The 19,588-nt window shown below is 67.8% G+C and carries 16 protein-coding genes; 3 read left to right on the top strand and 13 right to left on the bottom strand.

The features are described from left to right. Positions 1-174: 174 nt before the first annotated feature. Both ACFPN9_RS17935 and ACFPN9_RS17930 read right to left on the bottom strand, forming a co-directional pair. Positions 175-495 carry a 2Fe-2S iron-sulfur cluster-binding protein gene (locus ACFPN9_RS17935; protein ID WP_066721341.1) on the bottom strand — a complete coding sequence of 107 codons (321 nt, stop codon included), beginning with the start codon at positions 493-495 and terminating at the stop codon, positions 175-177. Between the two features lie 107 nt (positions 496-602). Then, positions 603-938 (bottom strand): Hpt domain-containing protein, encoded by a 336-nt coding sequence (locus ACFPN9_RS17930; protein ID WP_066721339.1) that lies wholly within the window; start codon positions 936-938, stop codon positions 603-605. 263 nt (positions 939-1,201) lie between these two features. Here ACFPN9_RS17930 and ACFPN9_RS17925 point away from each other — a divergent pair, with 263 nt between their 5' ends. After that, positions 1,202-6,820 carry an apolipoprotein A-IV repeat region-like domain-containing protein gene (locus tag ACFPN9_RS17925; RefSeq protein WP_066735503.1) on the top strand — a complete coding sequence of 1,873 codons (5,619 nt, stop codon included), beginning with the start codon at positions 1,202-1,204 and terminating at the stop codon, positions 6,818-6,820. Positions 6,821-6,966: 146 nt separating this feature from the next. On the opposite strand, the gene ACFPN9_RS17920 is transcribed toward ACFPN9_RS17925, so the two are convergent. From ACFPN9_RS17920 to ACFPN9_RS17905, 4 genes are all read right to left on the bottom strand, one after another. Next, entirely contained in the window at positions 6,967-7,566 is a 600-nt protein-coding gene (locus ACFPN9_RS17920; RefSeq protein WP_066719410.1) for an ABC-type transport auxiliary lipoprotein family protein, read from the bottom strand. Positions 7,567-7,570: 4 nt separating this feature from the next. Continuing rightward, positions 7,571-8,716: an MlaD family protein gene (locus tag ACFPN9_RS17915; protein ID WP_066719412.1), complete on the bottom strand. Its 1,146-nt coding sequence runs from the start codon at positions 8,714-8,716 to the stop codon at positions 7,571-7,573. 3 nt (positions 8,717-8,719) lie between these two features. Continuing rightward, positions 8,720-9,442 (bottom strand): ABC transporter ATP-binding protein, encoded by a 723-nt coding sequence (locus ACFPN9_RS17910; protein WP_245282279.1) that lies wholly within the window; start codon positions 9,440-9,442, stop codon positions 8,720-8,722. Positions 9,443-9,596: 154 nt separating this feature from the next. Further along, the gene (locus tag ACFPN9_RS17905; protein ID WP_066719437.1) at positions 9,597-10,742 is read right to left on the bottom strand and encodes an MlaE family ABC transporter permease; all 1,146 of its coding nucleotides are present in this window, start codon (positions 10,740-10,742) and stop codon (positions 9,597-9,599) included. Positions 10,743-11,045: 303 nt separating this feature from the next. Between ACFPN9_RS17905 and ACFPN9_RS17900 the strand changes: the two genes are divergently transcribed. Then, positions 11,046-12,005 (top strand): FUSC family protein, encoded by a 960-nt coding sequence (locus ACFPN9_RS17900; RefSeq protein WP_156446497.1) that lies wholly within the window; start codon positions 11,046-11,048, stop codon positions 12,003-12,005. On the opposite strand, the gene ACFPN9_RS17895 is transcribed toward ACFPN9_RS17900, so the two are convergent. The 4 genes from ACFPN9_RS17895 to ACFPN9_RS17880 all read right to left on the bottom strand — a co-directional run bounded on the left by ACFPN9_RS17895 (position 11,993) and on the right by ACFPN9_RS17880 (position 16,216). Further along, complete coding sequence (locus tag ACFPN9_RS17895) at positions 11,993-13,384, bottom strand: FAD-binding oxidoreductase (RefSeq protein WP_066719416.1); 1,392 nt, start codon at positions 13,382-13,384, stop codon at positions 11,993-11,995. The genes ACFPN9_RS17900 and ACFPN9_RS17895 overlap by 13 nt on opposite strands. A 1-nt stretch (position 13,385) precedes the next feature. Beyond that, a complete protein-coding gene (locus ACFPN9_RS17890) occupies positions 13,386-14,270 on the bottom strand; it encodes an ABC transporter permease (RefSeq protein ID WP_245282277.1) in 885 nt (294 codons plus the stop codon). After that, positions 14,267-15,082 (bottom strand): ABC transporter ATP-binding protein, encoded by an 816-nt coding sequence (locus tag ACFPN9_RS17885; protein ID WP_236840521.1) that lies wholly within the window; start codon positions 15,080-15,082, stop codon positions 14,267-14,269. Before ACFPN9_RS17885 ends, ACFPN9_RS17890 begins: the two co-directional genes overlap by 4 nt. Positions 15,083-15,193: 111 nt before the next feature. Next, positions 15,194-16,216, bottom strand: a complete 1,023-nt coding sequence (locus ACFPN9_RS17880; RefSeq protein WP_245282278.1) for an ABC transporter substrate-binding protein — start codon at positions 16,214-16,216, stop codon at positions 15,194-15,196. 200 nt (positions 16,217-16,416) lie between these two features. On the opposite strand from ACFPN9_RS17880, the gene ACFPN9_RS17875 reads away from it, so the two are divergent. Then, positions 16,417-17,220 (top strand): creatininase family protein, encoded by an 804-nt coding sequence (locus ACFPN9_RS17875; protein WP_066719418.1) that lies wholly within the window; start codon positions 16,417-16,419, stop codon positions 17,218-17,220. Positions 17,221-17,261: 41 nt separating this feature from the next. Here ACFPN9_RS17875 and nadS read toward each other — a convergent pair whose 3' ends face one another. The 3 genes from nadS to ACFPN9_RS17860 all read right to left on the bottom strand — a co-directional run bounded on the left by nadS (position 17,262) and on the right by ACFPN9_RS17860 (position 19,519). Then, on the bottom strand, positions 17,262-17,552 hold the full coding sequence (gene nadS, locus ACFPN9_RS17870; RefSeq protein ID WP_066719421.1) for a NadS family protein: 291 nt from the start codon (positions 17,550-17,552) through the stop codon (positions 17,262-17,264). Position 17,553: 1 nt separating this feature from the next. Next, on the bottom strand, positions 17,554-17,901 hold the full coding sequence (locus ACFPN9_RS17865) for a type II toxin-antitoxin system RelE/ParE family toxin (RefSeq protein ID WP_377817381.1): 348 nt from the start codon (positions 17,899-17,901) through the stop codon (positions 17,554-17,556). A gap of 82 nt (positions 17,902-17,983) precedes the next feature. Further along, a complete protein-coding gene (locus ACFPN9_RS17860) occupies positions 17,984-19,519 on the bottom strand; it encodes a malonate--CoA ligase (protein WP_082735076.1) in 1,536 nt (511 codons plus the stop codon). Positions 19,520-19,588 lie beyond the last annotated feature (69 nt).

The raw sequence follows: 19,588 nt of genomic DNA, 5'->3' as shown, positions 1-19,588 counted from the left end.
CTGTGACCCGCACATTACGAGTTCCCGGCCCGGCGACGATGATCCAGCGCAAACAAGGCCGAGGGCCGTCCGGCGATCACGTGGACGGCCGCGCGCAGGCTGCGCCAGACGCGCCGCCGCATCAAGACGTTTCAGGATCTGGGACGATGAAGGCCGCTGACGCGGCGGAGCGTTTCAGCCTTGGCGCGTCGGCGTCCGCACGATGAGGCCGTCCAGATCGTCGCGCAGCTTGATCTGGCAGGACAGCCGCGAGGTCGGCTTCACCTCGAAGGCGAAGTCCAGCATGTCCTCTTCCATGGGCTCGGGGCTGCCGGTCTTTGCCGCCCAGGCGTCGTCGACATAGACATGACAGGTCGCGCAGGCGCAGGCGCCGCCGCATTCGGCCTCGATGCCGGGCACGCCGTTGCGGATGGCGACTTCCATCACCGTGGCCCCGGCTTCGCCCTCGACCGTGCGGCTTTCGCCATGCGCGTCGATGAAGGTGACCTGCGGCATCTCGAACTCCAGCGTGCGAAGGGACGCGCACGCCTTAGAGCATTTCAAAGCGCCGGGGAAAGCCCTTTCCGTCGCAACGGGCTGCGGCGGATCGGTGCGGGCTGCTCTCAGGCCGCGCTGTCGTAGCGGGCAATGACGGCGCGCGCCTCGGCGGCGGCCAGTGCGAGCGTGTCCATCGCCTGTTCGAGACGCGGATCGGCCGCGGCGAGCCGCTGCTCGATGGCGTCCGCCGCATCCGCAACCTGCCAGGCACCGATGGCGCGCGCGGCACCCTTCAGCGTGTGCGCGGCGTCGAGACGGGCGGTCCTGTCCTCGGCCTGGTGGATGGCGCGCAGATGCCGCACGCATTGCTGGGCGAAGAGTGCGAGAAGCTCGCGTTCGAGATCCTGATCGCCGCCGGTCTGGCGGGAGAGGTGGTCGAGATCGATGGCGGTTTGAGGCATCTGGGGCCCTGGAGTGATGGTCTGGCGGGGGCAGCCGGCGCGTGCCCGCCCCTTCCAACAAGCGCCTTCATGGTGAATGAGGCGTTAACGACGTTTGTGAATCGGCGCCCTAAGCGGGTTCCCAAGGCTTAGAGCCTCAACTACCCTTTCAATTGGTAAACGATGGGCGCAGTGTCGCTTTCCTGCCGGACCAGAGGCGGTCCGTCCGGTGCGGCGACACGATCGGGCTCCTGTCCCCAGTAGCGTGGCGAAGGCGGCACAGCATGAATCGGCAAAAGAAGCTTCAGGATCCGACCGAGGCTGCCATGTCGGCCATCGAGGAGGCTCTCCGGCTGGACCAGCCCAAGGCCGACGCCGAAGGCGCTGCCACGCCGGAGCCGAAGCTGCCCGCGACCACCGAGAACGATCTGAAGCTTGACCTGCCGCGCATCGAGCAGCCGGCTGCGCCCCCCGCGGCGGCGCCGGCCGCCGCGCCCCCGCCGCGCCCCGCCATCGCGCCCGACACAAGCCGCGTCGCCAATGACGACCGGCGCGATTCCAGCTCCCTGGTTCAGGCCTTCTCCGTCCGTCCCTCGGCCAAGCCTTACTGGTTCGCCGGTCTGGCGACGCTGACCTGGCTCGGTGGCGCGGCTTTCGTGTTGCGCAACCGCTTCGGCGCCGTCGACGGCGGCCTGCAGGACCGTTTCGCCGCCTTCGGGGTCGGCGAGTGGACACTGCTGGCGCTCGCCATCGGCGCGCCCGCCGTCTTCTTCTTCGTGCTGGCGGCGCTCTACCGCCGGACGCAGGAGATGCGCCTGGTCTCCCGCGCCATGACCGAGGTCGCGCTGCGGCTGGCCGAGCCAGAGGTCGTAGGCGCCGATTCGGTGCTTTCGCTGAGCCAGACGATCCGGCGCGAGGTCGCCGCGATGGGCGACGGAATCGAACGCGCCGTGGCGCGGGCCGGCGAGCTGGAGACGATCGTGCGCGGCGAGATCGCCACGCTCGAGCGCGCCTATGCCGACAACGAGATCCGTCTGCGCGCCCTGATCGACGAGCTCGTCACCCAGCGCGAGGCGGTCGTCGGCAATGCCGAGCGGGTGAAGTTCGCGATCAGCGGCGCCCATGAAAACCTGTCCAAGGATCTCGATAACGCCAGCCGCGCCATCGCGGAGGCCGTGACCCAGGCGGGCGACCGCGTGACCGGCTCGCTCGGCGAGAAGGGCGACCAGATCACCCTGGCTCTCGGACGCGCCGGCGAACGGGTCATCGACGAAATCAGCGGCCGCGGCAGCGAGCTGGTCGAGCGCCTCCAGGTGACCTCCGGCGAGGTCAGCGAGCGGCTCTCCGGCGCCAGTGACAGCCTCTCGACGCTGCTGGACGGCCGCGCCCGCGATATCGCGACGTCGCTCGAGCGCACGGGCGCCGTGCTGGCCGAGGGCCTCGCGACGGGCGCCCGCGACGTCACCCGCGCCATCACCGAGACCGGCTCGCAGGTCGTCGATACGCTGACGGCTCGCGTCGAGACCGTGAATGAAACCCTGCGTGCCACCGGCGAAAACCTGGCGCAGGACATTGCCGCCCGCGGCACCGAGGCGGCGGAGCGCTTCGAGACCAGCAGCCGCACCATGGTGGCGCTGATCGACAGCCAGAGCGAGACGCTGCGTCAGCGCCTGGCCGAGACCGGCGAGACCCTGCGCGCCTCGCTGGCCGAGGAAGGCGACAGCGTCACCACCCGCTTGGCCGAAGTCGGCCGCGGCGTGAACGGTCTGCTCGCCCGTCAGAACGAGCTGATCGCCACCCGCCTCACCGAAGTCGGTGAGAACGTCAACGCGCTGATCGGCACACGAAGCGAAACGCTGGTCAGCCGCCTCAACGACACGGCGCGGACCGTGGACGACATCCTGCGCGAGCGCAGCGACGCCATCATCCTGCGTGTGGACGAAGCCGGCCAGTCGCTGGGGAATGTCGTCGCCCGTCACGGCGAGGAACTGGCGACTCGCGTCGCCTCCGTCACGGAGGGGCTCGAAGGCGTGATCGACGGGCGCGGTAGCCTGCTCGTGTCGCGTCTTTCGGAGACGGGCGAGACCGTGCAGTCGATGCTCGACCGCCAGGCGGAGACGCTAGCGTCCAAGGTGTCAGGCACGGGCGAGCAGGTCACGAGGCTGCTGGCGGACCAGAGCGAGGCGCTCGTCGCACGCGTTTCGGGCACGGGCTCGGATGTCGCCAAGTTGCTGGAGGAGCAGAGCGAAGCCCTGGTGGCCCGCGTCTCGGGCACGGGGGCCAACGTCTCCAGCCTTCTCGCCGGACAGAGCGAGGCGCTGGTCAGCCGCGTCACGGATGCCGGCACAGAGGTCGCCAAGCTCCTCGACGGGCAGAGCGAGTCGCTCGTCCTGCGTCTCGGCGAAGCCGGCGAACAGGTCCATGGCCTGATCGGCGTCCAAAGCGACGCCCTCGCCGCCAGCCTGACGGAGACAGGCGCCCGCGTCGGCGCCCTGCTCGACGAGCAGGCCGCCTCGCTAACGGTGAAGCTGTCGCAGGCCGGGCTCGAGGTGAAGGACCTGCTCGGCAATGAGAGCCAGGCCCTGGTCACGCGGGTCGCCGATGTCGGCCGCTCGGTCCACAGCGTCCTGGCCGAGCGCAGCAGCGCCCTGATCACCCGCCTCGCCGAAACCGGCGACAGCCTCGACAAGCGCCTGGACGAGCGCGGCAACGCCCTCGCCGCCCGCCTGGCCGGCGCCGCCGAGGCGGCCCAGGCCGCCCTGGAGCAGCAGCAGAGCGGCTTCATCCAGCGTCTCTCCGAAACGGGCCAGGAAGTCGGCACGCTGCTCGGCGACCAGCGCGAGACCTTGCTGCGCGAATTGGCCGGCGCCGGCCGCGAGGTCCACACCCTGCTCGGCGAGCAGAGCGAGGAGCTGGCCCGTCGCCTCTCCGATGCGACACGCTCCTTGTCGGACACCATCAATGTCGACGGTCGCGACGTGGCCGAGCGGGTCAGCGAGGCCACCCGCGGATTGCGCGAGACCTTCACGGTTCATGCCGAGGAAGCGCGCACGCTGCTCGCGGGCACCGGCCGGGAAATCGTGCTGGCGCTCACCCAGCAGGGCGGCCGCGTCAACGAGGCGCTATCCGCCAATGCCGAGTCGATGCTGCGCTCGGTCGAGAGCCGCGCCCAGGCGCTCACCGAGGCCCTGGCCGGTCGCCATGACGCGCTGACGCGTCTGTTCGACGAGCAGGGCCGCGCGATCGAGACGACGATGGGGCAGCGCCTCAGCGCGTTCGCACAGCTCTTCGAGAATCAGGGCCGGGAGGTCGAGACCGCGTTGGGCTCGCGTCTGGCGGCCTTCGAGGACGTCATCGTCCACAAGGGCGGCGAACTGGGCGGCCGTCTGTCGCATGACGCCCAGGCGCTGACGCTCGCGGTCACGACCGGGATCGCCAGCGTCGAGAAGCTCATCGGCGAGGACGGACTGGCACTGGCCGACCGTGTCGGCACGCGCGCGGCGGAGGCTGCCGCGATCCTGGCGGAGCGGACGCGCGAGGCCACCGACGCGATGGAGAGCCAGATCAAGCTCTTCGAGGAGCGCTCCGGCGCCAAGAGCGCCGAGATCGCCTCGTCGCTCGACAGCCTGATCGCCCGCATCGACGGCAATCTCGGCTCGCGCGCCACGGCGCTCAACGAGGCTCTGGTCGAGCGCACGGTCGACATTGCCCGGGTGCTGGCCGAGGGCGGCCGCGAGGTCACCCGCGCGCTCGCCGCCAAGGCGGACGAGATCGGCGAGGTCGTCACCTCCAAGAGCGAGTCGCTCACCCGCACGCTCAGCGACAAGGCCGACACCATCAACGCCACGCTGGGCGGCCGCGCGCTCCAGATCGCCGACACGCTGGACCGCAGCGTCGCGCGCTTCGAGGAGCGCGTCGTCAACCGGCTCGACACCGTCTCGGGCACGCTCGACACGCGGGGCCAGCAGATCGCCGAGACGCTGCAGAACAAGTCCGACGCCATCTCTTCGGCTCTCGGAGCACGGGCGGAGGAACTGCGCGAACTGTTCGACGACAAGGGGGGCGGCATGGTCGCGGCGCTCGGGCAGCGCGGCGAGTCGATTGCCAACGAGGTCGCCAATATCGGCGAGACAGTCGTGCGCGCCATCGAGACGCGCGGCTCCTCGATCATCGAGGGTCTGCGCGAGCGCGGAGCCGCGATCACGACCGCGCTGGACAGCTCGTCGAGCGCATTGCGCGATACGCTCGAGAACGGCACGCGCCAGTCGGTCGAGGCGCTTGTCGCCACCAACGAGCAGCTTCGCGGCGAGCTCGGCGGCATGCTCGGCCGCCTCGGCGAGGCGAACAAGCTGATGCAGCAGATCGTCAACGGGGCTAACAAGAACCTCGCTGCCGTCGAAGGCGGCCTGTCGGCCCGCGTCGGCGACCTGCAGAGCGTCATCGCCACCGTGATGGACGAGACCGGTAAGGCCTCGCAGCAGATCTCGCAGCAGATCGCCGAGCTGAAGGCCTTTTCGGAAGGCGCTCTGCGGGAGACCGCCGTTCTCGTCGGCCAGCTCGACGACAAGGGGCACGCCCTGGGCGAGGTCACCGAGGCCAGCACCACGGCGCTCAACGCGGTCGCGAGCCGCCTCGAGCAAGTCGAAGCCCGCGTCGGCAAGGCGCTCACCGAACGCAAGCAGGCGCTGGAGGAGATCCATGGGCTGATCACCACCCGCACGGATGACGTCGAGTCGATCACGCGCTCCTTCGCGGCGCTGATGGACGAATCGCTGAGCACCGCCGAAGCGCGCGCCCGCCAGATCGGTTCCGTGCTGACGGATTCGGCCGATGCGACGACGACCGCCATCACGGAGCAGTTCGACCTGATCCGGACGACGACGAGCCAGGAGCGCGAGCGCACTGCCCAAGCGCTGCGCCAGGCCTACCAGCAGGTTTCGGCCGAAGTCGGCAGCGAACTCGCCAAGGTGACCGAGCGCTTCCAGGGCGCGGCGCAGGACATGCGCGGCGTCGCGGCCGAGATCCAGCGCGAGCTGGAGGAGACGCGCGCCGAGCTGAAGCGTGGCGTGCTCGACCTGCCGCGCGAGACGCAGGAATCGACCTCCGCGATGCGTCGCGTCGTGGCGGAGCAGATCAAGGCGCTCAACGAGCTGACCGAGATCGTCACCCGCTCCGGCCGCCGCAGCGACGTCGCCCTGCCGGTCGATGCCGGCCAGAGCCGGCGGTCCGCGCCCGCGGCCACCCTGCCCCGCCAGGAGCCGGCCTATGCCACGGTGACGACGCAGGCCCGGCTGCCGGCCGCGGAGCCGCTGCTGCGGCCATCGCTCGACGCCGCACCCGAGCCAGAGGAGCCCGCGACGCCGCGCGCCGAGCTGCGCCCGAGCCTGCCGCCGCGCCCGGCTGCGGCGCCGACGCCGGCTCCTGCTCCCGCTGCAGAGGCGCCGCGTCGCCCGGCCGCAGCAGAGCCGGCGGCGCCTGCTAAGGGCGGCTGGCTTTCGGACCTGCTGAACCGCGCCTCGCGTGAGGAGAAGGCGCCAGAGACGCCAAAGCCGACGGCGCATTCGATCGAGCGGCTCGACTCGCTTTCGGTCGACATCGCCCGCATGATCGACCACGACGCGGCCGTGGAGCTCTGGGACCGCTACAAGCGCGGCGAGCGTAACGTCTTCACGCGGCGCCTTTACACGCTGCAGGGTCAGCAGACCTTCGACGAGATCCGTCGCAAGTACCGTCGCGATGCTGAGTTCAAGGAGACCGTCGACCGCTATATCGACGAGTTCGAGCGCTTGCTGGCGGAAGCCGCCAAGGACGACCGCGACTCGATGGTGGCCAAGACCTATCTGACCTCGGAGACCGGCAAGGTCTACACGATGCTCGCCCATGCGAGCGGCCGCTTCGAGTAGGAGCGCCTTCCTGGCTGGACATTGAAAAGGCCGCCCCCTCGGGGCGGCCTTTTGCATGAGTGTCGGGGGAACGGTGCCGAAAAGCCGCTGCTTTACGGGCAGCAGGCTCGCCGAGCGTCAGCTCGCGAGAGCGGTTGGGGCGCTTGTCAGCGCGCCCAGCGCACGATCTCGACGAGCACCTGCGACAGTGCCCGGTCGAGCGCCTGGGCGGCGCCGGGGCCGTCGACCGCTCCCGCCGGCACGCGAGCCGTGAACAGCCTCGCCCGGCGGATGTCGCCGGTGCGATCTCCGACGAGCTTCGCCGTGATCTCGACGACCGCGCTGCCACTGGCCGCGTCGATGTTGAAGCTGCGGATGTCGGTGAGAAGCTGGGTCTCCGGCGTGACACGGTCGCCGGGGCGGGCGACGGAGCCGACGCGGCCGGCGTTCTCAAAGGTCTGGATCAGGCGCACCTGCACCAGCTTGGGCACGCGGTCGGCCCATTGCGCGCCGCCGACGAAGGACAGGGCTCCTGCGGAATCGCGCACGATGACCCGGTCGGAATCGAGCGCCTGAACGGTCGTCGGCTCCTGCACCATCAGTGTGGCGCGCGAGCCGCCGACGCGGCCGACATTCTGCGGGGCTGAAAGGTCGAACGTGGTGGGAACGCTGCCCCCGCCGCAGCCGGCCAGGAGCAGCGCGGTCGCGAGGGAGAGCGCCAGCGCACGCGGCCTGCGGAGATTCGAGAACGAGATCGGGATCGACATGGGTTTAGCGGGATCCACCATATTGAGGGAGCGGAGGCTTGCCGCCGAAGATGAACTGCTGCGGGTTACGCTCCAAACTCCGCAGGGTGCGATTCAGGTCCGTCAGGGTGCGCCGGCCGTCGCTGGCCAGCGCCTCGATGTCGCGCAGGCCCGGCCCGGTGAAACGGCTGATGCCGCTGGTGATCTCGGCGGTGCGCTTGTCGAGGTTGTCGGCGAGCACACGGATCGACTTGGCGGCGTCGCTGACCTCGGTGAAGGCGCTGCGCCCGTCCTTGCCGGCGGCGGTGTTGAGGAAAGCCTGCGCGCTCACCAGCACGCCCTCGACCTGATCCGCCGCCTTGTTCAGCTTCTCGGTGATGGAGGCCACGTCCTTGACAGCCTTGCCGACATCGCCGCTGGAGCCGCCGAGCGCCGCCGTGAATTTGTCGACGTTCTCGACGATGGAGGCGACCTTCTTCTGGTCGACCGAGCGGACGATGTCCGTCAGTTCCTGGCTGAGTACGCCGAGTTTCTCCGACAGCGGCGCGATCGTCTCGGCGATGCTGCCGAAGCTCTTCATCAGCTTGTCGACGCCATCGGCGTTGTCGCCGAGCGCCGCGGAGAACTTCTCGACATTGCGGACCGTGTTGCCGATCGAGCCGGCATTGTCCTTCACGAGATTGTTGAGGCCGCTCAGAGTCGCATCCGCCTTGGCGGCGATGTTGCGGACCGTTTCGACGATGTCCTGCAGCTCGGAGCGCTCGGCCACGATCACCGGCAGGGTCTGCCCCTCCGGCGGCTTGAGCGGCAGCGATTTCGGATCGCCGCCGACGAGCTGGACCGCGACGATGCCGGTCGCGAGGCCGACCGTCTCGAGCCTGGCGCGCGTATCGACCCGCAGGGGTGTGGTGGCATCGACGGAAATCACCGCATTGATGCGGCTGGGATCATCCGGCTGCAGTTCGATCTTGGTCACCTCGCCGACGCGCAGGCCGTTGAACAGCACGCTGGAACCGCGGCCCAGCCCCGTCACGGTGCCGCTGAAGATGACGCGAACATCCTGCCGCCCCCCGGCGTTGCCGCTGTTGAACCAGTAGACGAAGCCGAACAACGCGGCGAGGACCGCCAGCGTGAACAATCCGACAAGAGCGTAATTGGCGCGCGATTCCATGAGCTAGACTGTCGTTTCCCGGTGCTTCGCCGGCATGCGGGCTCGTGCCCGCTCGCCGCCGAAATAGGCTTTGAGCCATGGATGGTCGGATGCCAGCATCGTGGCCAGCGGGCCGACGGCGATGACGCGCTTGTCCGCCAGGGCGCCGATGCGGTCGCAGGCGGAATAAAGGCTGTCCAGATCGTGGGTTACCATGAACACGGTCAGCCCCAAAGTCTGCTTCAGCGTGACGATGAGATCGTCGAATTCCGCGGCGCCGATCGGGTCTAGGCCCGATGTGGGCTCGTCGAGGAAGACGATGTCGGGATCGAGCGCGAGGGCACGCGCCAGAGCCGCGCGTTTGATCATGCCGCCAGAGAGTTCCGAGGGCGATTTGTCGGCGGCGTCCGGCGGCAATCCGACGAGATCGAGCTTCACCATCGCCAGGTCGTCGAGCAGACCCGGCGAAAGCTGCAGATATTCGCGCATCGGCACCTGGATGTTCTGCTTGACCGTCAGGGCCGAGAACAGGGCTCCCTGCTGGAACATCACACCGAAGCGGCGTTCCAGGGCGCGGCGCTGGACGGTGCTGAGCGTGTCGACGTCTTCGCCGAAGACCTCGATCGTGCCGCGCGCCTTCTGAACGAGCCCGAGGATGGTGCGCGTCAGAACCGATTTGCCCTGACCCGACCCGCCGACGAATCCCAGGATCTCACCGCGCATCACGTCGAGATCCAGCCCGTCCATGATCACCTTCTCGCCAAAGGCGACCTTGAGGTCGCGCACGCGGATCACGACCTCGTCCTCGGGCGCGGTCCCCTCCGATCCCCGCTCGGACCGTTCGCGCCCGCCAACCGGCGGCTCCTGTATCCCCTGTTCGCTCATTTCCGGGATACGGTCCTCAAAACGCGATGGATGAAAAAAACATGGCGAAAAGCGCGTCCACGACGATGACCATGAAGATCGCCTTGACCACCGAAGCCGTGACCTGACGGCCGAGCGACTCCGCCGAGCCCTTCACGGCCAGCCCCTCCATCGAGGCGATCAGCCCGATGACGAAGGCCATGAAGGGCGCCTTCACCAGCCCGACCGCGAAATGCTTCCAGGTGATGACCGACTGCAGCCGCGCCAGGAAGGTGTCGATGCCGATGCCGCCGTAGAGCCAGGAGACCAGGGCGGCGCCGGTCAGGCCGGACATGGCCGAGATGAAGGTCAGGATCGGCAGCGACACGATCAGCGCGAGGATGCGCGGCACGACGAGCACCTCGATCGGATCGAGCCCCATCACCCGCAGCGCATCGATCTCCTCGCGCATCTTCATCGAGCCGATCTCGGCCGTGATCGCGGAGCCGGAACGCCCGGCGATCATGATCGAGGTCAGCAGCACCGCCAGTTCGCGCAGGATCAGGATGCCGGTCAGGTTCACCACGAAGGCGGTGGCGCCGAACTGCTGGAGCTGAAAAATGCCCTGCTGAGCGACGATGCAGCCGACCAGGAACGAAATCAGCATGATGATCGGCGCGCCGTTGAAGGCGATCAGCTCGATCTGGTTGACCATGGAGGGGCCGCGGAACTTGCGCGGGCCGACGACCACGCTCGCCGAGCCGACGACCACCTCTCCGAGGAACATCGAGCCGGCTACCATGTCGCGGCCGAAACGGATGACCGCGGCACCGATGCGCACGAGGACGTCGACGACGCGGAACGGCGGGCCGGCATGGTCTGCCTTCCGGTCATGGACTGTGACCTCGGAGAGCAGGACACCATGTTCCGGCCGCCGGCTGACGATCTCGACGGAGGCGCCGCCGCTCTCGCGCTCATGCTTGACCCGGTTCAGGACATAGGCACCGAGCGTATCCAGCCGCTCGACCGAGGAGAGGTCCAGTCTCGCCCTGTTCGCCTTGGCGACGCGCTCGCCGATCTCGGCCGCGAGACTTTCGACGCGCGGCGCCCGGTCGGCGCTCCAGGACCCGGCCAGAGCTACGGCGAGCGTTCCGGAGTCGTCGCGGAAGACCGCCTGAGGTTCAGCCGTATCGGGGACTGCCATGTTCCGCGTGATGTCCTGGCCCGCGATCGACGATACCGTCATCAATCCGCGACGCCTGTTGCAGGCACCGGTCCACCCCTCAGCGCCTGTATCGCCGCGGCGGTGACGCTTGGCAATGGCGCGGATGCAACAACCATACAGAGAACCGCCTGTTTCAGTGGCCTGGGCGATGCCGCGCGCGCCGACCGGCGCCCGCACCTGCCGCATGGGAACCATTCGTTAAGTCCTCGGATGTCAGGAATCGTGACGGTGCATCAGGACCTGCCCTTCCGATTCGCGCAGTCCTCCAAGAGCAGATCGGCCATGAGCGAAGTACGTTCGCTGACCCCGTTGAGCGAAACGGATTACGAGGCGATCGAGGCTGCGGTGATGGAAACCGCCCGCGGCCGCTGGTTCATGGCGGAATTCGCCCGGCGCAACCGGCAGGCCGATACGCTGCAACTGCTCGGCGCCCTGCAGCGGATCGAGCGCGTCGTCGGCTCCGGTCTCGCCGAGCCCTCAACCGCCACCCCAGCCACGGAGCCGGAGATCGGCGAGGCGGCGGCTCTCATCGCGGATCTGCGGATCGATCTGGAGCGCATCAGCGGGCGTGCCGAAGAGCGGGCTTCGGGCCTCGCGGCGCGGATCGAGGCCGCGGCCGGCACGATCGTTCAGGCGACCGAGAGCATCCAGGAAGTGGCCTGGCATTTGCGCGAAGCCGGCGCCAGCGAAGAACTCTGCGACCGGCTCGACCATCGCGCCGCCGAAATCTCGGCCGCGACGGGGATCGTCGACGGGACGGTGCAGCAGATCGACAAGATCGCCGATACGATTGCGATGCTGGACAGCAGCCTGCGGGCCGTCGCAGGAGCTGCGCCCACTTCCGGGATGGTCGAGCCCTTTGTGGCGCCGATGCCGACACCCATCGATTTCGGCTTGCGCGAGACCGTCCCCTACCCCGCGCCGGACGACATCGAGATTATCGAGATCGACGATCTCCCGCCGGCTCCCGTCAGCAGTGGCGCGAACGCCACGAACCTGCTCGGCAGCGAGCCGACCATCGGCTCGATGATGATGCTGGACGACGACGTGGTTTTCGAGGAGCCGGAGGCCGCCCTGACGCCTGATCACGGCGCCGGCGACGACGTTTCGCCCTGGCGCGACGGAGCTTCCGGCCCGGCGCCGATGGCCGCCGCCTCCGGACTGCCGTTGCTTGGGGCAGAGGCCGCGCTACGGGAGATCGACGCGATGCCCGCCTCGCGGAAGCTCGCCTATTTCGGCTGACCGACCGGGACGAAACTCGCCATCTTGCCCGGGTTCAGCAGACCCTGCGGATCGACCTCGCGCTTGAAGCCCAACTGGTCGGCCTCCGCCCGCTTGTGGCGGCTGCCGTCCTCCAGAGAAACGACATGCGGGTTGGCGATGAAGACGCCCGCCGCCTCGTGCTGGGCGATGACCTCGTTCAGCCGCTCCGGTGTCGAGTAGCGCAGGATCGGCAGCGCGCTCGCCGTCACCTTTCCACCGAAGCGGATGAACTCGTGATGCGGCAGCAGCTCGTCGCCGAAGGCCGCGATCGTTTCGCGCGCGCTCTCGACCAGCCGGTCATGCGGGAAGAGGCACTGCAGATAGGTGATGGAGCGGTCGCTCTTCAGCCACTGCAGCGTCGTGTGGTTCCAGGTGTATTCATAGAGCGGCACGGTGCCCGGCCCCTCTTCCGAGGGGCTCTCATAGGTCACGGTACCGCGCTTGCCGACGATGGCCTTGAACGGCCCGAGCGAGCCTTCAGCGATCATGCAGATCAGGATGCTCTTGCCCTCCGGGCAATGGGCCTTGAGCGCCCCGAAATAGGGCGTGATCACCGACGAGATCGGCGTCACCAGCTTCTTGACGATGCCGTCCGCGAGCGCGACCTCGTAGCCCGTTTCGAAGGCGTCCATGTAGCTGTCGAAGGCGACGATGACGTCGATCCAGGGCCAGGCCGGTGCCAGCGGCATTTCCAGCGCCGTGATGATGCCGGTCGTGCCGTAGGCGCGGTTGACCTTCTGGGCCGCGTCGTCGCGCAACTCCAGGATGCGCGGCTCTTCTTCCACCGTGACGACCCGCGCGGCAAGGATGTTGCCGGGTTCACGCAGCCCGCCATAGGTCACCGAGCCGACGCCGCCCGAACCGCCCGCGACGAAACCGCCAACGGTCGCGCTGCGCTTGGTCGAGGGGTGCATGCGCTGCTCGAAGCCGGTCTCGCGCAGCGCGATGTCGACATCCAGCATGCGGGCGCCGGCGGCGATGCGGGCGATGCCGGGCTTCTGCCATTCGATGCCGGTGAGGCCAGTAATGTCGAGCAGCACGCCGCCCTCGAGCGGCACGGCCTGGCCGTAATTGCCGGTTCCGGCGGCGCGCACGGTCAGCGGAATGCGTCGACGCGCGCAAGCGGCCGCGATCCGCACCACCTCAGCCTCGTCTCGGGGCATGGCGATGATGTCGGCGGACTTGTCCGCCAGCTGCTGGTTCAGGATCGGCGAATACCAGAAGAAGTCGCGCGAGCGCTTGCGGACGACCTGCGCCTCGTCGATCAGCGCGATGCCGGCGAGATCCTCCTTCAGCGCGGCGATGTCGTAGCGCGAGACCCGCTCGGACCTCGGTTGGCGTTCGGGCAGTGCGCTCATCTCAGTTCTCCCGCTTCAGGGCGCTCTCGTGCCAGCGCCGCAGCAGCATGTGCGAAATCCAGCTGGTGCAAAGGAAGATCGCGATGCCCGACAGCGAGATCATCAGCAAGGCGGCAAAGACACGCGGGATCTTGAGCTGATAACCGGCCTCGAGGATGCGATAGGCCAGTCCCGAGGCGTTGCCGCCGGTGCCGGCGACGAACTCGGCCACCACCGCGCCGATCAGCGCGAGCCCGCCGGAAATCTTCAGCCCCGCCAGGAAATAGGGCAAGGCGGCCGGCAGCTTCAGATAGCGCATCGTCTGCCAGCGCGTCGCGCCATAGAGCTGGAACAGGTTGACGAGGTTGTGGTCGGCCGAATTCAGTCCGAGGATGGTGTTCGACAGGATCGGGAAGAAGGCGACGATCCAGGCGCAGATCAGCAGCGCGAGATTGATGTCCCCGGCCCAGATGATGATCAGCGGCGCGATCGCCACGATCGGCGTCACCTGCAGGATCACCGCGTAGGGCAGGAGCGACATCTCCAGCCATTTCGACTGGGTGAACAGCACGGCGAGCGTGACGCCGACAATGACCGCTGCGGCCAGCGCCATGAAGGTGATCTTCAGCGTGATCCAGAGCGAGCCCGACAGCGTCGCCCAGTCGGCGACCAGCGTCTGGCCGATCAGGAGCGGCCCGGGCAGGATATAGGACGGGATGCCGTTCCAGCGGACCGCGAATTCCCAAAGCGCCAGCGAGAACACGCCGATCGCGATCGGCGCGAGGATGCGTGGCCAGGCGCTGGCCGGCAGGCCGAGTATCCGCTGTTCGGTCACGAAGACCGGCCGCGCCTCGGCGTCGGTGCCGCCATGAGCGGGGGCCGGGGCGTCGATCGATGGCATGCTCATGAGCCGATCGCCTCCTTGAGCTTGCCCGAGACCACTCGGCAGAGATGGGCGTATTCCGGCGAGGTGCGGAAGAGGTCGTCGCGCGGATAGGGCGCGTCGACGTCGAGATCGGCCATGACGCGGCCGGGCCGCGCCGCCATCACCACGATCCGCTTCGAGAGGTAGACCGATTCGAACACCGAATGGGTGACGAAGACCGCGGTGAACTTCTCCTTCCACCACAGCTCGAGCAGATCGTCGTTGAGGCGGTGGCGGGTGATCTCGTCGAGGGCGGCGAAAGGCTCATCCATCAGCAGGATCTTCGGCCGCAGCACCAGCCCGCGCGCGATCGAGACGCGCATCTTCATGCCGCCGGAGAGCTCGCGAGGGTAGGACTTCTCGAAGCCGGAGAGGCCGACGAGCGCCAGCATCGCGGCTGCCCGCTCACGCGCCTCGCTGGTGCGCACGCCCTTCAGGGTCAGCGGCATCATGACGTTGGCTAGCGCCGTCGCCCAGGGCATCAGCGTCGGGTCCTGGAAGACGAAGCCGAGATCGCGCTGCGGCTCGCCCGACGCGTCATGCACCGTGGTCGGCCACTCGATCGTCCCGCTGGAGGGCGCGCCGAGGCCGGCGATCATCCGCAGCAGCGTCGATTTCCCGCAGCCGGAGGGGCCGAGCAGGCTGACGAACTCGCCCTCCCCCAGGCTCAGATTGACGTCGCGCACGGCGAGCGTGCCGTTGCCGAACTGCTTGGAAACGTGGCGCACGCAGACCAGGGGCTTGCGACCCTCGGGGCGAACGGCATGGGGAGTGCTCAGAGAGGCCGTGTCCAAAGCCTGATGATCCGCTTCTGCAATGTGAGCCGTCATTCTCGGGCCAGCGAAGCGCAGACCCGAGAATCTCGGTCAGGAGATGCTCGGGTCAAGCCCGAGCATGACGTGTCATCACGCCTTGCCGACGCCCTTGTTGATGAACTCCAGGCTGTAAGCCTTCTTCAGGTCGATGCCGGCCGGAAACACACCCGCATCGGTCATGGTCTTGTAGAAGCTCGCCCAGCGCGCATCGGTCATGGCGCCGATGCCGAGCGTCAGCGCATCGCCCGAGAGCACGATGCCCTTCTCGTTCATCACCTTGACCGCGTAGTCGATCTTCTCCTGATCCATGTCGGGGTTGTCCTTCAGGATCTGCGCGTTCGCGGCGGCGACATCCTGCCCCTTCATATAGGCGGCCCAGCCTTCCAGCGAGGCGGTGACGAAGCGCTGGACCAGGTCCTTCTTCTCGTCGACCATTTTGCGGGAGATGTTGATCGTCGTGTTGTAATTCTCGAAGCCGGCATCGGCGATGAGATGCACGATCGGTGTGACGCCGCCCTGCTTCTGGATGGCGAAGGGTTCCGACGACAGGAAGCCCTGCTGCGAGATGGTCTTGTCGGCCAGAAACGGCGCCATGTTGAAGGTGTAGGGCCGGATCTGCTCGTCGGTGTAGCCGAACTTCGCCTTCAGGAAGGGCCAGTAGCTGGTACGGCCGGCGGCGCCGACCAGGATCGGCTTGCCTTTCAGCGCGGCGAGCGAGTCGTTGCCGACGCCCGGATGCGAGATGATGACCTGTGGATCCTTCTGGAAGATCGAGGCGATGCAGAGGAAGGGGATGTTCTCCTGGGCATAGCGGATCGCCTCGAAGGAGTTCGACATGATCATGTCGACACGGCCGCCGAGCAGGAGCTGCGAGGGGTTCTGCTGCGGGCCGCCGGGGCGGATCTCGGCGTCGATGCCGTACTTCTTGTAGATGCCGTTGGCGGCGGCGAGGTAGAAGCCGCCATGCTCGGCCTGGGCGCGCCAGTTGGTCTGGTAGGACACCTTGTCGAGCGTCTGCGCGCTCACCCGCGCTCCGGGCACGGCGACCAGCGCCGATCCACCGATGAGACCGAGCGCACCACGGCGCGTCAGGCGGTACTTCGTCATCGTCATCCCTGTGACCTCCCCTGAAAATCCTCGGCTGAACGCCTCGGCTGCGCGCCAGCAAACTGTATGCCATGGCAAGCTCTCGGCAGGAACCGCGACACCGCGTCATGGTGCCGCCGCTGGCGCTTGCCCACAGGCGATCGCGCCTGCCTTTTCCGGCGGAGCAGGCTAGACTTTGGTGACACACGAGGGGAGACGGAAACAGGATGGGCGCGCGCTTCTGGGGCGATCTGAAGACCACTGACTTTGCCGGGCTTAAGGCGGAGGGCACCGTCGCCGTGCTGCCGCTGGCGGCGATCGAGCAGCATGGCCCGCATCTGCCGGTGTCGGTCGACACCACGATCATGAACGCGATGCTCGCGGAAGCGATGCCGCTGGTGCCGGCCGGGCTCGAGGTGCTCGTGCTGCCGACGCTGGCGATCTGCAAGTCGAACGAACACCTGCATTCGCCGGGCACGCTGACGCTCTCCTGGGAGAGCGCGACGCAGAGCTGGATCGAGATCGGCGAGAGCGTCCGGCGCGCAGGGCTGCGCAAGCTGGTGATCCTGACCTCGCATGGCGGCAACATCGACCCGATGAAGGTGGTCGCGCGGGAGCTGCGGGTGCGCCACGGCATGCTCGCGGTGACGACCGCCTGGCGCGCCTTCGGCCTGCCGCCCGGCCTTTATGCCGATCTCGACGCCAATCACGGCATCCATGCCGGCGACATCGAGACCTCGCTGATGCTGCATTTCCGGCCTGATCTCGTCGATATGAGCCACGCCGCGGCCTTCAACCCTCTGACGGTCGAGATGGCGGCCGAGGGCTATAGCTGGCTGCGGCCGACCGGGCTGCACGCGATGGCCTGGATGGCGCAGGACGTCCACCCGTCCGGCGCCGCGGGCGACGCCTCGCTCGCCACCGCCGAGAAGGGCAAGGCGACGGCCGCCTTCCAGGCGAAGGGGTTCGTCGAGCTGTTGGCCGATGTGGCGCGGTTTCCGCTGGAGCGGCTGCACAAGGGGGCCGGTTAGCCCCCGAGAACTCGCCTTTGGCCGCCGAGGGCCGGCCGGTATCAAGCGACCTTCTGCGCTCGCTCGACGGTGTCGGGAGCGTGGTCGATGACTTTGAGCAGCGCCCGGGCCGTCCTGTCCAGGCTGCGGCGTCCCTGCTCCCAGTCGCGCAAGGTCGCCGGGCTCAGGCCGAACTTGCGGGCAAAGGCCTCCTGAGAAAGGCCCAATTTCTTGCGAATGGCCGCGACATCGACGACCTCCACGGCGATCGTCTTGGCGGGTTCCTTTTCGCCTCGTGCGATCGCCACCGCTTCGGTCGCGCTCGCGACCAGATCCTGCCCGAATGTCGGCATCTCAACGATCTCCTGAATTGGTCGCCTGCCGGTAGGCATCCGCGATTTTCGGCAGCGTCCTGGCGAGGTCATTGCGCTCGGCCTGGCTCAGATTGGCCCGCTTGCCTTTGTCGATCAGAGCCAGAAGGAAGATCGGAACATCGTCGCCGCCGAAGTAGTGGATCGTGCGGTAGCCGCCGCTTTTTCCTTCACCCCGGCCGGCATGACGCAGCTTGCGCGCGCCGCCGGTCCCCACCATCAGGTCACCGCCGAGAGGATTGCTCGCAACGGCGACCGCGATGTCCTGAATCTCGTCGTCGCCGAGACCAGCCGCCTTGGCCTGCCGTTCGAAAACCGAGGTCAGCAACACGGCCTGCATCTGCCGATACTACGGCAATGCCGTATTTCGCAGCAAGTGGAATCACAGAGGGCGGATTGCTTTAAGCCCCCGCCTAGGCCTTCGGGGCGTAGATGTCCTTGTACTGCTCGCGCAGCAGGTTCTTCTGGACCTTGCCCATGGTGTTGCGCGGCAGGTCGTCGACGATGAAGACTTGCTTGGGCAGCTTGAACTTGGCGAGGCGCTGTTCGAGCGTCTGCGCGATCGAGGCGGCGGTGATGGTCGCGCCGGGCTTCACCACCACGACGGCGGTGACGCCTTCGCCGAAATCCGGATGCGGGCAGCCGATCACGGCACTCTCGATCACGCCCGGCATCTCGTCGATCTCGGTCTCGACCTCCTTGGGGTAGACGTTGTAGCCGCCGGTGATGATGAGGTCCTTGCCGCGCCCGACGATGTGCACATAGCCGGCCGCATCGATCTTGCCGAGGTCGCCGGTGATGAAGAAGCCGTCCGGCTTGAACTCGGCCGCGGTCTTCTCCGGATTGCGCCAGTAGCCCTTGAAGACGTTGGGGCCCTTGACCTCGATCATGCCGATCTCGTCAGCGGCCAGCCCCCTGCCCGTCTCGGGATCGACGACGCGGGCGGAGACGCCCGGCAGCGGAAAGCCGACGGTGCCGGCCACCCGCTCGCCCTCGTAGGGGTTGGAGGTGTTCATGTTGGTCTCGGTCATGCCGTAGCGCTCGAGGATCGCGTGGCCGGTCCGCTCGCGCCATTCGCGATGCGTCTCGGCCAGCAGCGGCGCCGAGCCGGAGACGAAGAGGCGCATATGTTTGGTCGCCTCCTTCGTCAGGCGGGCGTCCTGCAGCAACCGGACATAGAAGGTCGGCACGCCCATCATGCAGGTCGCCTGGGGCAGGTGCTTGAAGACCTGGTCGGGATCGAATTTCGGCAGCAGGATCATCGAGGCGCCGGAGAAGAGCACGCAGTTGGTCGCGACGAAGAGGCCATGCGTGTGGAAGATCGGCAGCGCGTGGAGCAGCACGTCGTCCTTGGTGAAGCGCCAGTAGTCGACCAGCGCCAGTGCATTCGAAGCGAGGTTGTCGTGGCTGAGCATCGCGCCCTTGGAGCGCCCGGTCGTGCCCGAGGTGTAGAGGATCGCGGCCAAGTCATCGGGCCCGCGCGCGACGTCGGCAAACGCGGTCGAAGCGGCGAGCGCCTTGTCGGAGAGCGAGCCGGCGGAGACGTCGGCCGAGCGCCAGACGCCCAGCGTCTCGAGCTTCGCGCCGGCCTTGTCGGCATAGGGCTTCAGGGGGTCGGCCTTGGCGGGATCGCAGACGAAGACGGCGGGCTGCGCGTCGCCGAGGAAGTACTCGATCTCAGCCGGGGTATAGGCTGTATTGAGCGGCAGGAAGATCGCCCCGGCCCGCACGGCACCGAGATAGAGCATCAGCGCCTCGACGCTCTTTTCGACCTGCACCGCCACCCGGTCACCCGGCTGGACGCCGAGCGCGACGAGCGCATTGGCGAAGCGGGCCGAGACGTCGACCATGTCGCCATAGGAATAGCGCCGACCGTCGTCGAGGAGGGAAAAGGGAGCATCCGGCGCGGGAATGCGCGACCTGACCAGGTCGAACAGGTGGTTGCCCATGATCAGGTCCTTTCAGGCATAGACAGCGCGAGCGGCGCCCCGCCGGGGCGGAGCGCATTTCCATTGGCG

The sequence above is a fragment of the Allobosea massiliensis genome, assembly GCF_042655245.1.
Classification (GTDB): Bacteria; Pseudomonadota; Alphaproteobacteria; order Rhizobiales; family Beijerinckiaceae; genus Allobosea; species Allobosea massiliensis.
The sequence above is the reverse complement of the archived record's forward strand: the minus strand, read 5'-3'. Positions and strand labels throughout refer to the sequence as shown.

Bases quoted from the DNA above. Each gene is read 5' to 3' on its own strand.
- ACFPN9_RS17935 (WP_066721341.1), bottom strand. From the start codon at position 495: ATGCCGCAGGTCACCTTCATCGACGCGCATGGCGAAAGCCGCACGGTC.
- ACFPN9_RS17930 (WP_066721339.1), bottom strand. From the start codon at position 938: ATGCCTCAAACCGCCATCGATCTCGACCACCTCTCCCGCCAGACCGGC.
- ACFPN9_RS17925 (WP_066735503.1), top strand. From the start codon at position 1,202: ATGAATCGGCAAAAGAAGCTTCAGGATCCGACCGAGGCTGCCATGTCG.
- ACFPN9_RS17920 (WP_066719410.1), bottom strand. From the start codon at position 7,566: ATGTCGATCCCGATCTCGTTCTCGAATCTCCGCAGGCCGCGTGCGCTG.
- ACFPN9_RS17915 (WP_066719412.1), bottom strand. From the start codon at position 8,716: ATGGAATCGCGCGCCAATTACGCTCTTGTCGGATTGTTCACGCTGGCG.
- ACFPN9_RS17910 (WP_245282279.1), bottom strand. From the start codon at position 9,442: ATGGACGGGCTGGATCTCGACGTGATGCGCGGTGAGATCCTGGGATTC.
- ACFPN9_RS17905 (WP_066719437.1), bottom strand. From the start codon at position 10,742: ATGGCAGTCCCCGATACGGCTGAACCTCAGGCGGTCTTCCGCGACGAC.
- ACFPN9_RS17900 (WP_156446497.1), top strand. From the start codon at position 11,046: ATGAGCGAAGTACGTTCGCTGACCCCGTTGAGCGAAACGGATTACGAG.
- ACFPN9_RS17895 (WP_066719416.1), bottom strand. From the start codon at position 13,384: ATGAGCGCACTGCCCGAACGCCAACCGAGGTCCGAGCGGGTCTCGCGC.
- ACFPN9_RS17890 (WP_245282277.1), bottom strand. From the start codon at position 14,270: ATGAGCATGCCATCGATCGACGCCCCGGCCCCCGCTCATGGCGGCACC.
- ACFPN9_RS17880 (WP_245282278.1), bottom strand. From the start codon at position 16,216: ATGACGATGACGAAGTACCGCCTGACGCGCCGTGGTGCGCTCGGTCTC.
- ACFPN9_RS17875 (WP_066719418.1), top strand. From the start codon at position 16,417: ATGGGCGCGCGCTTCTGGGGCGATCTGAAGACCACTGACTTTGCCGGG.
- nadS (WP_066719421.1), bottom strand. From the start codon at position 17,552: ATGCCGACATTCGGGCAGGATCTGGTCGCGAGCGCGACCGAAGCGGTG.
- ACFPN9_RS17860 (WP_082735076.1), bottom strand. From the start codon at position 19,519: ATGGGCAACCACCTGTTCGACCTGGTCAGGTCGCGCATTCCCGCGCCG.